Below are 12,699 nucleotides of genomic sequence, written 5' to 3'. Positions count from 1 at the left end.
AATCAATTTCATATAATCATCCTCATCATTCACGGTGAGGATAGAGGTCGCGGCTTTTATAGTATTCTGTACGAGATTCAGACGAAATCTAAGACTACAGAAGAGGGAAAATCCGCCGAAGTCCATTGTGCATCGCTGTGCTCATGGGCTGGGTCTGTTCTCGAAAGGGACAGAACTGTCACGTTTGCTTGCCCGGCAAACGTGGTGCGCTATCTTCAGTGAAGACATGGTGGGGATTGGCTAATACCGCCCTGTGCCATTCTTTGGCTTTGAGGCGGTTTTTCGTTTTTGTTCTCCCTGTCTACAAACACCCTAGAGAAAGGTCGTGCATCACAAGAATGTCAGACAATCAATTGCAACGAGGCCTGAAAGCTCGCCATCTGACGATGATTGCCATCGGCGGTTCCATCGGTACGGGACTATTTCTCGCGAGCGGCGGCTCTATTCATACGGCGGGTCCTGGCGGAGCTCTGGCAGCCTATATCGCCATCAGTATCATGGTGTACTTCCTGATGACCAGCCTCGGGGAAATGGCAGCCTTTATGCCTGTCTCCGGTTCCTTCAGTACGTACGCCACCCGCTTTGTCGATCCGTCATTGGGCTTTGCGCTCGGCTGGAACTACTGGTACAACTGGGCGATTACCATCGCCGTCGAGCTGTCGGCTGCTGCCCTGATCATGAAGTATTGGCTGCCGGATGTTCCGTCGATTATTTGGAGCGCCCTGTTCCTCGTCCTCATGTTTGTTATCAATGCCCTATCCGTAAAGTCTTTCGGTGAGTCGGAGTATTGGTTTGCTCTGATTAAAGTCATTACAGTCATCGTCTTTATCGTCATCGGTGTGCTGATGATTTTCGGCATCATGGGCGGACAGGCAGTCGGATTCACCAACTTTACCAAAGGAGAAGCGCCTTTTAACGGTGGCTTCATGGCGATTCTCGGCGTCTTCATGATCGCCGGATTCTCCTTTCAAGGTACAGAGCTGGTCGGTGTCGCGGCAGGCGAAAGTGAAAATCCGGCTCGCAGCATCCCCAAAGCGATCCGCCAAATCTTCTGGCGCATCCTGCTGTTCTACATTCTGGCGATCCTGATCATTGGATTGTTGGTACCGTACGACAACCCGAATCTGATCAGTGGGGACATCACCAATATTGCCATTAGTCCTTTTACCATCGTGTTTGAAAAGGCAGGCTTCGCCTTCGCTGCATCGGTTATGAATGCGGTCATTCTTACCTCCGTGCTGTCGGCAGGAAACTCAGGAATGTATGCCTCGACCCGGATGCTGTGGGTCCTCGCCAAAGAAGGCAAGGCTCCCAAATGGTTTGCAAAGGTAACCCGCAGCGGTGTTCCGATCAACTCGCTGATCGTGACCGCACTCATCGGGGCACTCGCCTTTTTATCCTCGCTCTTCGGGGAAGGCGCTGTGTACGTGTGGCTGCTGAATGCCTCCGGGATGTCCGGCTTTATCGCCTGGCTGGGAATCGCAGTCAGCCATTATCGCTTTCGCAAGGCGCTCCTCGCCCAAGGCCGCGATTTGTCCGAGCTTCCTTACCGTGCGAAATGGTTCCCGTTTGGCCCGATTTTCGCCTTCATCATCTGCTGTGTGGTCATTGTCGGTCAAAACTACACGGCGTTTACAGGGGAGGCCATCGACTGGAACGGCGCTATGGTCTCCTACATCGGCTTGCCTTTGTTCCTCGTAGTCTGGCTGGTGTACAAGTTCAGCAAGAAGACCAAGCTGGTTCCCCTCGAAAAAGTGGACTTCAGCATGGACGAGAACACCCATTAGCATCAGAAACTTGGCTAAGAATCTTATACATCTGACTGTATGAAATAAGCTCCCGGTCTCCCACTTCCCTGAAATGGTTGACCAGGAGCTTTTTATTTGATCATTTGGCCGTATAGCGAGCTGGCAGGCTCTCCTGCGAAAAGCGGATCCATTCCCGCATGGCAAAGGACTGGTAGGCGTTTTTCCGCCAAATCATCCCGAGATGCCATTTGAGCGAGGAATTCACCAACGGAAGGATGCGAAAACGCTCTGTGTCCAGCTCGCTGCAAATCGTTTCGGGCAAAAGGGTGATCCCGATATGGGCGGCGACCATTTCACTGAGAAAATCCCATTGGGAGCTTTTGTAGACGACGTGGGGGTGGAAGCCGGCCCTCACGCATTCATCCACGATCCGGTTATGCAGTGCGAAGTCCTCGTGAAAAAGCAGGAACCGCTCTCCCTCCAAATCGCTGAACGGCACCTCGGACCGATCGGCAAAAGGATGGGAAGGATGCACAACCAGCATGATGTTTTCGTTTACGAACGAATAGTAGTCAAAGACGCCCTCTCTCGCCGGCAGCAGAATCACGCCGCAATCCAGAATGCCTGCGTCCACATCCGCCTCTACCTTATTGGAACCTGCTTCGAACAGCTCCAGACGAATCCCTGGATACTGATCGCAAAACTGCCCGATCAGCTGCGGGAAAAAGCTCGCCCCGACCATAGGCGGAAGTCCGATCCGCAGACGCCCTCTTTTCAGATCCATCAGCTCATTAATATGGACCGTCATGTTTTCGAACGATTTGACCATCACCTCCGCCTGCGAGAACAGAACCCACCCGGCATCGGTCAAAGAGACCCGCTTCCCAACCCGCTCGAACAGCTCAACACCGATCTCCTCTTCCAGATTTCGGACCATCTTGCTGATAGTCGGCTGGGTGATATACAAGGCTTGTGCTGCTTTCGTAAAGCTGTTGTGACGGGCAACTTCCAAAAAATATTGCAAATGACGGATATCCACCTGACACCCCTCCGCTGAACGATAGATATCGTGAATGCGAATAATTCTATATATGCATTTTACCTATAGTTTAGGACGATGTACACTTTTCCTAGAGGGAGAGGGACATCTTGAGAAAATGGCTCAAAATTATTGCACAAACTGCATTTTTCGTGATCGTTTCCATACTGATGAACATCCTAGTGGAATGGCTCGACATCGCGATTCCTGGCAGTATCATCGGCATGTTTCTGGTGTTTTTTCTGCTGCAGATGAAGTGGATTCGCCTGGAGTGGATTGACGCCGGAGCGAGCTTTCTGTTGGCAGAGCTGCTGCTGTTTTTCATCCCGCCATCAGTGGGAATTATTTCGTACCAAAATCTGATGCTCCATGAAGGCTTTCAAATCTTTATCGTCATCGCATTTGGCACAGCCATCGTCATGGCCGCAAGCGGTCTTTTGGCACAGCGCATTGCCAAACGGAAGGAGCATTCACAATCATGATTGGCGGAATCTTAGGCTTCTTCATCACTATCTTTCTTTATCTGATTGCCAAAAGGCTCTATCGCTACAAACAGATTCTTTTGTTTTCACCTTTGCTGTTCACCCCTGTCGCACTGGTCTTTCTGATCCTCGGCACTCATACGGCATACGAAGCCTACAACGCAGGTGGAAAATGGCTGGCGTACATGCTGCAGCCTGCTACCATCGCATTCGCGGTACCGCTCTACAAGCATTTTCCGTTGCTGAAAAAACACGCTTCACAAATCGTAGTCAGTGTCACAGCAGGCTCTGCAGTCGCCGTCGTCTCTTCCGCCTTGCTGGCCTTGCTGATGCATGTAGACAAACAAGTCATGTTCAGTCTGATCCCGCGGTCCATCACTACACCGATCGCCATGAACGTGTCTGAAATGATTGGTGGTGTCCCTTCGATCACAGCTGTCCTCGTCCTGATTACAGGGCTGCTCGGCTCGGTGATCGGTCCGTACATCATTTCCTATCTGCGCATTCAGGATGACATCGCCCGTGGGGTTCTTCTGGGTACGAGCGCACACGGGGCAGGGACGTCCAAAGCCTTTGAAATCGGCTCATTGACCGGAACGGTTTCCAGTATTTCCATGATCCTGGCTGCATTGGTTACACAGCTCGTCACGACGATCGTTGTATAAACGAAAAAGGCAATCCCTTTCGCGGGGACAGCCTTTTTTCAATTTCTGCTTATTTTTTCAAACGATACGGTACGGTCGCGATCTTCACATCCTGCCGGGCAAACAAATACGCCCGCAAGAAAAAGCTGGTCTGGTTATGCAGCAGATTATGCCACCAACGCTTTGTGATGAACTGTGGGATCATGACCGTCACATGATCCGTATCGGCTTTCTTCCACTCCACGGTATCGATGAACTTGAACAGCGGCTTGATGATACTTCGATAATGAGAGCGCAGAACGATCAGGCGTACTCCTGGATTCCACAGCTCCCATTTTTCCTCCATCTTTTTGATGTCCTCATCGCTGAAGCCCACGTAGACGGCCACGATGTCATCAGACAGTGACTGCGCGTAGCTGATGGTATTTTTCACTACCTGCGAAATACCCGCCACCGGAATCACGATGACGCTGCCTTTTGCCTGAGGCTTGTCGGTCGTGATGTCCAGCCTCAGTTCGCTTGCCAAGTCCTGATAGTGACCGTTGATTTTGCGAAAGATAAAAATCACGATCGGTAGAAAAATGAAGATCGTCCAGACTTGGGAAAATTTCGTGATCAGGAATATCAAGCAGATCGTCAGCGTAGTCAGCATCCCAATCGTATTGATGAGAAAAGGAACCAACCATCCAGCAGGCTTTTTCGTCACCCACCGCTTCATCATCCCGGCTTGCGACAGCGTAAATGGGATGAAGACACCGAGCGCATACAGCGGAATCAGATTCTCAGTTTCTCCGCCAAACGAAATCACTAAAATTGCGGACAGAATGCCGAGAAAAATGATCCCGTTGGAGAAGCCGAGCCGATCCCCTCGGACCATGAACATGTTTGGCATAAACCGGTCCTTGGCCAGCATAAAGGCGAGCAGGGGAAACGCTGCAAAAGCAGTATTCGCTGCCAGGAACAGGATAAGAGCCGTAACGGCCTGGATAAAATAATACAGGACCCCTCTGCCAAAGACAGCGGATGCGATTTGCGAAACGACTGTTTCCTTCGCGCTGGGAGCGATGCCAAAGACGTAAGCCAGCAAGCTGATGCCCATAAACATCACACCGAGAATCAGCCCCATCATGATCAAGGTCAGGGCTGCATTTTTCGGAGCCGGACTTCGGAAGTTGGGAATCGCATTGGATACCGCTTCTACGCCGGTCAAAGCTGAACAGCCTGAGCTGAATGCCCGCAGCAGCAGAAAGAGCGTAATTCCCGGGACAGCAGCGCCGTAGACAGGTGCGTGCGCTTGGACGTTTCCCGTCAACCATTGATAAGCACCGCCCAAAATCAAGAGAAAAATCGCGACGACAAACAAATAGACCGGGTACATCAGAATCGTCGCTGACTCGGTGATCCCCCTCAGGTTCAGGATCGTTACGGAGATGATCATGAGCAGCGCAATCAGGACACGATGATCATGCAATATCGGAAACGCTGAAGTAATCGCGTCTGTCGAAGCCGAGGTACTCACGGCTACGGTCAAAATGTAATCGACGAGCAGCGATCCGCCAGCCACCAGTCCAGTCGATGTGCCAAAGTTGTCTTTGGCAACGATATACGCTCCGCCGCCGGTTGTATAAGCAAAGATCGTCTGGCGGTAAGATAAAATAAGAATGGTTAAAAGTCCCGCGACCGCAATGGAGATTGGAATGGAATACCATAGCGCAGCAGCTCCGAGCGTAACTAACACAAGCAGAATTTGCTCGGTACCATAGGCCACAGAAGATAACGCATCAGATGACAAAACGGCTAATGCCTTGACCTTCGAGAGCTTTTCTTCACCCAGTGCGTTTGACTTCATCGGTCTCCCGATTAAAAGTCGTTTCAGCCCCATTATCATGCTGATCTCCTCACATACTTTTTCAGATAGTTTCTCCTCTTGATGTAGGCAGCTTCCACTCAGATATTTCCTAAACCCCCTCCTTTTTCTGAAAAAAAGAACAAAAAAGAAGCCAAACGAGAAGGAAACTCACTTGGCTTTCAGGGCATAGCGAAATTAGGCTATGTCATTTATACACAAAGTAAATGTTGCCTCTCTTGGTACGCTTACGGAGTTAGCTGACGGATTCGGGTGTAAGAGTCACCCTACTCGAAATCTTCAAGATTCACCCCATGTGGCACGACAAGTCCCTCCACGTTTGGTTCCCCCGCTCCCATTCAAAAATGGGACTCAGCGAATCGGTTACTTCCATTTGTCTTTATCACGAAACAAATATTACTCCCGTAGGAAGCGCTTGTAAAGATCTAATTCTCTTCATTTTTGATCATAAGAAAACCTCTATCGAGGCCACCTCAAGGAGGAGCGACCGCGTTTTAGTGGAAAGTTTTGCCGAAGTAATGCCAGGGGCGGACGCTGAGGCACTTCGTCATGCGCTCCAGAATTCATAAGCAGTACGCTTATAAATTCTTATACGGTGAAAAAGATGCCCCATAAGCAGTTTGATCTGCTTCAAGGACATCCCCCATTCTTCGAAAAAGAGTGAGGATTGAAAAGTACGCTTTTTCTTCAGACTACGTCCTGAAAACCGTAACATGGATGACAACTCGGTTGTGGGCAGACATGCACGATGGCACCAAGCGATTCGGAGAGCTGCGGCGCATGATCGGGCGAGAAGAGAAACAAAAAGAGTCCTCAAAAGAAAGCGACCCTTCTTTCGAGAACTCTTCTTCTATATATATGGGACAGCCTACGACAGTTTCCCCATCAAACGCTCCATCCGCTCCAGCGCTTTTTTCAACTGCTCCATGGATGTCGCATACGAGCAGCGGATATGACCATTACCGCTCTCGCCGAATACATCGCCTGGAACGACAGCTACTTTCTCTTCCATTAACAGCTTCTCGGCAAACTCGGCCGAGCTCAGCCCCGTAGATGCGATCGAAGGGAAAGCGTAGAACGCACCATCCGGCTCGTGGCAGCTCAGCCCGATTTCACGGAAGCCATCCACGACGTAATTGCGGCGTTGGCGATAGCTCTCGATCATCCGTTCCATGTCCGAGCGTCCGTGACGCAGCGCCTCCAGTGCTGCCATCTGCGCCATCGTCGGTGCACACAGCATCGTATATTGATGAATTTTCAGCATCCCTGCCAGCAGATCAGGGGTGGCGCAGACGTAGCCGAGGCGCCAGCCTGTCATGGCAAACGCTTTGGAGAAGCCCGAGATCAGAATCGTGCGGTCCTTCATTCCCGGAAGCGCCGCGATGCTGTCGTGCATGCGTCCGTACGTCAGCTCGGCGTAAATCTCATCGGAAATCACCAGCAGATCGTGCTTCTCGATGATAGGCAGCAAGGTTTTCCACTCTTCAGCGGTCATCGTGCCGCCTGTCGGATTGTTCGGATAGCAGAAAATAATCGCTTTGGTCCGTGGCGTGATGTGCGTCTCCAGCTCCTGCGGTGTCAGCTTGAACTGGTTTTCCATCGTCGTCTTCAGAAACACTGGCACACCGCCAGCCAGGCGAATGACCGGCTCGTAGGATACGTAGCACGGCTCGACGACCAGCACTTCATCTCCCGGATCCAGGACGGCGCGCAGCGCGATATCGATCGCCTCGCTGGCTCCTACTGTCACCAAAATCTCCTTCTCCGGATGATAGCTGACGGAAAAACGCTCCTCCAGATACTTCTGGATCTCTACCCGCAGCTCGAGCATACCCGCGTTGGATGTGTAGGCGGTATGGCCGCGCTCCAGTGACGAGATCGATGCTTCGCGCATGCGCCAAGGAGTGACAAAGTCAGGCTCCCCGACCCCGAGTGAAATGACTCCCTCCATCGAGGCTGCAAGATCGAAAAAACGGCGAATTCCCGATGGCTTCAGGGAAGCGACTGTAGACGACAAACGGCTTTTTACGGATAGCTGCGTACTCATGGAGTTACCACCATTCTGCGATCTTCATCGCGATCTTCCAATTCAATCCCATCATGCTTGTAGCGCTTCAAGATAAAGTGAGTGGCTGTCGAGACCACGGAGTCGAGCGTCGCCAGCTTTTGCGAAACGAACGTCGCGACTTCCCGCATCGTCTTTCCTTCCAGCACCACGGACAAGTCGTAGCTCGCGCCTGACATCAGGTATACGGCTTTTACTTCTGGAAAACGGCAGATGCGCTCCGCTACCTCATCAAAGCCAACGTCGCGCTTCGGCGTTACCTTCACGTCGATCATCGCATTGACGTACGGATGATCCTCTACCCGCTCCCAGTTGATCAGAGCGGGGTATTTGACGATGACTTTTTCCTCTTCCAAAGCGGCGATCGCCTTTTCGATCACCTCTGTTGGCTCTGCCAGCATTTTACCGATCTGCTCAGCTGACATGCGGCTGTCCTCTTCCAGCAAGTGCAGAAGTTCCCGCTGCTTTTTCGAATCCATAACCCACCACTCCATTCTCTCTACGTATGTCTTTTAAAAATCAAAAAGCCCCAGCAATCACATCCATGGCTCACATGAACGTGATTGCTGAGGCGAAGGTATCGCGGTACCACTCAGCTTTTTTCCCCTTTTCGCAAAAGGGAAACTTTGGCAGTCATTACTGACATGCGCCTGATAACGTAGGCTAATCGCTGCTTTCTACTCAATTTCAAAAGCAGAGCTCCAAGGTGGCTTTCAAAAAGAGTTCGCGGCCGCCCTCCCAGCTTACGGGCGACTCTCTGGACGTCAAATCCCTTTTTTACTTTCCTTTTCACGGCGTTTCTTCCGTATGGGTCTTATACGTTTTCTTGAATGTCTCAGATTATAGAAAGGTTTTGAGCTGTTGTCAACCGACATCTTTTTGGGATGTCCGGCGAGTGCAGCACTGGCGCGTGAAAAAAGAATAACGTGATCATGTCAGGAAAAATAGTTGATCAACAAAATAAATGTCCATACATTTTCAGCAAGATTCCCTCTGTTTTCCCCTCCCATAACGAAGCAGGCATGCCCTTCCAATCTGTGGCATAATGGGAGGTACTCAGAACAGAAGAACGCAAAGTGGGGAGTAGCATGAATCGTAATTTCGGTGTCATTGATCTAGGCTCAAACACTGCCAGATTGGTCGTCTACGAGCAAGATTCACAAGGTCTCGTGACAGAAGTGGACAATATCAAACGCGGACTGCGACTCAGCAATCATGTGCAAAACGGCCGTATGGATGAAGAGGGGATCACCAAGACCATCGACTGCATGCGACAATTCAAAGATCTGCTGGAAGCAAGAAATATAAGGGACATCATTGCCGTAGCAACTGCTGCCGTACGCCAGTCGGATAACGGCAGCGAGCTGATCGATCGAATATCCAAAGAAACAGGAATCAGCGTCCTCGTCCTCGGCGGCGAAGACGAAGCTCGCTACGGCTATCTCGCCGTCGTAAACAGTATGAGCATCGACGAAGGGATCACCATCGATATCGGCGGGGGGAGTACCGAAGTCACCTTTTTTTCCAACCGCGAGCTTCTGGCCTCTCACAGCTTTCCTTTCGGGATCGTCTCCCTGACGCGCATGTTTTTGCACAGCGAGGTACCGACTGCTGAGGAACTCTCTTCGCTGGAGCATTTCTTGAGCACTGCCTACTCCTCCTGCCCTTGGCTGCTAAACAGGCATTGTCCGATCATTGCCATCGGCGGCACAGCCCGAAATCTAGCCAAAATTCATCAGCGGGCCGTGCAATACAGCATGGACAGCTTCCACCACTACCCGCTCGATACCGAGCAAGTAACAGGGATATTGGAGCAGCTCAGTCTGCTTACACTCGAAGAACGCAGACAGGTCCCCGGAATCTCCAAGGACAGGGCAGATGTGATTCTTGCTGGCATCACGGTGTTTGAGAGCCTGCTTCGTCATGCAGGAAGCCCAGAGCTGATCGTCAGCAACAAGGGGCTGCGCGACGGGATATTATCCGAAGCCGTCTGGGGAACCGCCGCTCCGACCTCCATCCGGGTGGTGCATGAGCGAAGCATCGACCAGTTCATGAACCGCTATCAGGTCAACAAGCCGCACGCCATTCACGTCAGCAAGCTCTCCTTGTCGCTGTTCGATCAGCTCCAGACGTTTGGTCATCACACGTATGGGCAAGGGGAACGCGATCTGCTGGAGGCAGCCGCACTCCTGCACGATGTGGGGCGTACAATCAACGTCCATGAAGCTTCCGAGCATACGTTTTATTTACTGTCGCACGTACTTTTGGCAGGGTACACCCATCGGGAAAGACTCCTGATCGCCATGATTGCCTCTTTTAAAAGCAACAAGCTTCTGCAAAGCCAGCTGGCGAAGCATACGGACATCGTTTCGAAGACGGACAAGAGCCTCGTCGAAAAGCTCGGTCACCTCGTCCTGCTGGCACGGATGCTGGATCGCTCCATGTCACAGGCTATACACACGATCCGGCTGACGGATGACGACGGACCATTAACGCTCCTTTGCATGGGAAAACGAGCTGGACTTCTGGAATATTCTCTTCTGGACGAACCGCTCGCCAAGCTGAGCAAGGCATGGAAGCTGGCCATCTCTTTTCGTCCAGTCGTAGTCGATAGCCCTGCCAAACCTTAACAATCCCTTAACACTAGACTGCTATACTTGTCCTGATCAGTGGTCAATTTCCCCATTTTTCCTAAAAAGGTTGGGCCAGGATGAAGGACTTTCGCATTCCAGACTATTACATTAATCGAGAACTAAGCTGGATCGCCTTTAACGAGCGCGTGCTGATGGAAGCCAAGAGTGAGAGCAATCCTCTCTTTGAGCGTCTGAAGTTCATTGCGATCGCCAGCAGTAATTTTGATGAATTTTTCATGGTACGGGTAGCTGGCTTGAAGGACCAGGTCAAAGCGGGTCTTACCAAGCCGGACAACAAGTCGGGGATGACACCGCTCGAGCAGCTGCACGCCGTGTGGGAGCGCACCCATGAAGTCATGCAGAACATGTTCGCGATCCTGCGGGAGGATATCACACCCGAGCTGCAAAAAGCAGGCATTCGCTTCCTGAAAGCGAAGCAGCTGGACGAGGAGCAGGAGGGTTTTGTACACTCATTTTTTCACCACCAGCTGTATCCGGTGCTAACCCCGATGGCCGTAGATGCCAGCCATCCGTTTCCCATGCTGTTGAACAAAAGCCTGAATCTCGCCGTTTTGCTCGAGGATGACGATGTGGACAGCGAAGGGCCCTTGTTTGCAGTGGTTCAGGTGCCCTCCGTCGTCCCCCGTTTTCTCGAGCTGCCCTCTCCTGTAGGCGAGGCGCATTTTATTCTTCTCGAGGATGTCATTTCCGTGCATATGGACAGCTTGTTTCGCGGCTACAATATCCTGGAAACATGTCCATTTCGCATCACCCGCAACGCTGATTTGACCATCGATGAGGACGAAACCGAAGACCTGCTGGAAGCAATCGAGCAGGAGCTGAGAAAACGGAAGATGGGAGAGCCTTCCCGCCTCGCAGTGGATGCGTCCATGAGCGAGTTTCTGCAAGCGACGCTCCTGGATTGGCTGGAGCTGGACGAGCCGGAAATCTATCGGTTTGACGGTCCGCTCGACCCTACCTTCTTCTTCCGCTTCCACGCGCTGGAGGGCTATGATCACCTGCGTTTCGAACCGCTTACCCCCCAGCAGCCACTGGATTTCTTTGGCGATGGTGACATCTTCTCTGCTATCGAAAGACGCGACCTGCTGCTTCATCATCCGTACGAGTCGTTTGATCCAGTGATTCGCTTTGTGCAAGAGGCTGCTGAGGATCCAAAGGTACTCGCGATCAAGCAGACGCTGTATCGCGTCAGCGGCGATTCCCCGATCGTCAACGCCTTGCTGAAAGCAGCTGACAACGGCAAGCAGGTGATGGTGCTTCTGGAGCTGAAAGCCCGCTTTGACGAAGAGAACAACATCGTCTGGGCGAAAAAGCTGGAAAACGCGGGCTGCCACGTCATCTACGGACTCGCGGGCTTAAAGACCCACAGCAAGATCACGCTCGTCGTACGTGCAGAAGAAAACGGCTTGCGCAGATACGTGCACTTGAGCACCGGAAATTACAACGACAAGACGGCGGGAACCTATACGGATATTGGAATGTTTACGGCACACGAGGACTTTGGGACAGACGCGACGCACTTTTTCAACCATCTGTCCGGCTACTCCTGCCCGCCTGAATGGAAAGTCATTTCCACGGCTCCTACTGGCTTGCGTGACACGTTTCTTTCGCTCATCCAGCGTGAAATCGAAAACAGCCTTGCCGGGAAGCCGGCATATATCATAGCCAAGATGAATTCGTTGACAGATAAAGAAATTATGATGGCTCTCTATGAGGCATCCTGTGCGGGAGTCAAGATCGACCTGATCGTCCGTGGGATCTGCTGCCTGCGCCCGGGCATCCAGGGGGTCAGCGAAAACATCCGCGTCATCAGCATCGTCGGACGCAACCTGGAGCATAGCCGCATCTTTCATTTTTGTAACGGCGGCGATCCACAAATCTATCTTTCCAGTGCAGACTGGATGACGCGAAACATGATGGCGCGTGTTGAAATTCTCTTTCCCGTCCTGCAGCGGGATTTGCGCAGAAGAATCAAAGCGCTTCTGGAGACGATGCTTCAGGACGATACCAAAGCGCATCAGCTCATGCCGGACGGCACGTACGTCCGCGTGCAGCCGAAGAGCGCGTTTCCTATGAACAGCCAGCTGTTCTTTTGGGAGGAGACGTTTATACATAATCAAAAAAGGGAGCTCGAACTCGCCGTTCCCCGTATGAAACCGATCACGTCCCTCCTGCAGTAAACACTCCCATGTCTTTTTAG

Annotated in this window: 9 protein-coding genes, 2 riboswitches and 1 other annotated feature; of the genes, 5 read left to right on the top strand and 4 right to left on the bottom strand. The window is 51.8% G+C overall.

Features of this window, described 5'->3' with window-relative positions; genetic code table 11:
* Positions 1-33 precede the first annotated feature (33 nt).
* Positions 34-220, top strand: a riboswitch (Lysine riboswitch).
* A gap of 118 nt (positions 221-338) precedes the next feature.
* Positions 339-1,787, top strand: coding sequence for an amino acid permease (locus ACLIN2_RS06365; RefSeq protein ID WP_400583919.1), 1,449 nt, complete (start codon positions 339-341; stop codon positions 1,785-1,787).
* Between the two features lie 100 nt (positions 1,788-1,887).
* Here ACLIN2_RS06365 and cidR read toward each other — a convergent pair whose 3' ends face one another.
* Positions 1,888-2,787: a cidABC operon transcriptional activator CidR gene (cidR, locus tag ACLIN2_RS06360; protein ID WP_400583917.1), complete on the bottom strand. Its 900-nt coding sequence runs from the start codon at positions 2,785-2,787 to the stop codon at positions 1,888-1,890.
* 110 nt (positions 2,788-2,897) lie between these two features.
* On the opposite strand from cidR, the gene ACLIN2_RS06355 reads away from it, so the two are divergent.
* Both ACLIN2_RS06355 and ACLIN2_RS06350 read left to right on the top strand, forming a co-directional pair.
* Positions 2,898-3,269 (top strand): CidA/LrgA family protein, encoded by a 372-nt coding sequence (locus tag ACLIN2_RS06355; RefSeq protein WP_411503549.1) that lies wholly within the window; start codon positions 2,898-2,900, stop codon positions 3,267-3,269.
* The gene (locus ACLIN2_RS06350) at positions 3,266-3,934 is read left to right on the top strand and encodes an LrgB family protein (RefSeq protein ID WP_411503548.1); all 669 of its coding nucleotides are present in this window, start codon (positions 3,266-3,268) and stop codon (positions 3,932-3,934) included. Before ACLIN2_RS06355 ends, ACLIN2_RS06350 begins: the two co-directional genes overlap by 4 nt.
* 49 nt (positions 3,935-3,983) lie before the next feature.
* Here the strand turns inward: ACLIN2_RS06350 and ACLIN2_RS06345 are convergent, their stop codons facing one another.
* From ACLIN2_RS06345 to ACLIN2_RS06335, 3 genes are all read right to left on the bottom strand, one after another.
* Positions 3,984-5,801, bottom strand: a complete 1,818-nt coding sequence (locus ACLIN2_RS06345; protein ID WP_092266435.1) for an APC family permease — start codon at positions 5,799-5,801, stop codon at positions 3,984-3,986.
* A 187-nt stretch (positions 5,802-5,988) separates the two neighbouring features.
* A riboswitch (cyclic di-AMP (ydaO/yuaA leader) is annotated at positions 5,989-6,147 on the bottom strand.
* A gap of 501 nt (positions 6,148-6,648) precedes the next feature.
* Complete coding sequence (locus tag ACLIN2_RS06340; RefSeq protein ID WP_411503547.1) at positions 6,649-7,827, bottom strand: aminotransferase; 1,179 nt, start codon at positions 7,825-7,827, stop codon at positions 6,649-6,651.
* A complete protein-coding gene (locus tag ACLIN2_RS06335; protein WP_092266437.1) occupies positions 7,824-8,324 on the bottom strand; it encodes an Lrp/AsnC family transcriptional regulator in 501 nt (166 codons plus the stop codon). Before ACLIN2_RS06335 ends, ACLIN2_RS06340 begins: the two co-directional genes overlap by 4 nt.
* An 85-nt stretch (positions 8,325-8,409) precedes the next feature.
* Positions 8,410-8,647 (bottom strand) — a binding site (T-box leader).
* Between the two features lie 286 nt (positions 8,648-8,933).
* Between ACLIN2_RS06335 and ACLIN2_RS06330 the strand changes: the two genes are divergently transcribed.
* Together ACLIN2_RS06330 and ACLIN2_RS06325 are read left to right on the top strand one after the other, a co-directional pair.
* Positions 8,934-10,475: a hypothetical protein gene (locus tag ACLIN2_RS06330; RefSeq protein ID WP_411503546.1), complete on the top strand. Its 1,542-nt coding sequence runs from the start codon at positions 8,934-8,936 to the stop codon at positions 10,473-10,475.
* A gap of 80 nt (positions 10,476-10,555) precedes the next feature.
* Positions 10,556-12,679 carry an RNA degradosome polyphosphate kinase gene (locus ACLIN2_RS06325; protein ID WP_411503545.1) on the top strand — a complete coding sequence of 708 codons (2,124 nt, stop codon included), beginning with the start codon at positions 10,556-10,558 and terminating at the stop codon, positions 12,677-12,679.
* The last annotated feature ends 20 nt before the right edge of the window (positions 12,680-12,699 follow it).

It is taken from the genome of Brevibacillus centrosporus, from assembly GCF_046622605.1.
Classification (GTDB): domain Bacteria; phylum Bacillota; class Bacilli; order Brevibacillales; family Brevibacillaceae; genus Brevibacillus; species Brevibacillus centrosporus.
This window is presented reverse-complemented; position numbering and strand designations above follow the sequence as displayed.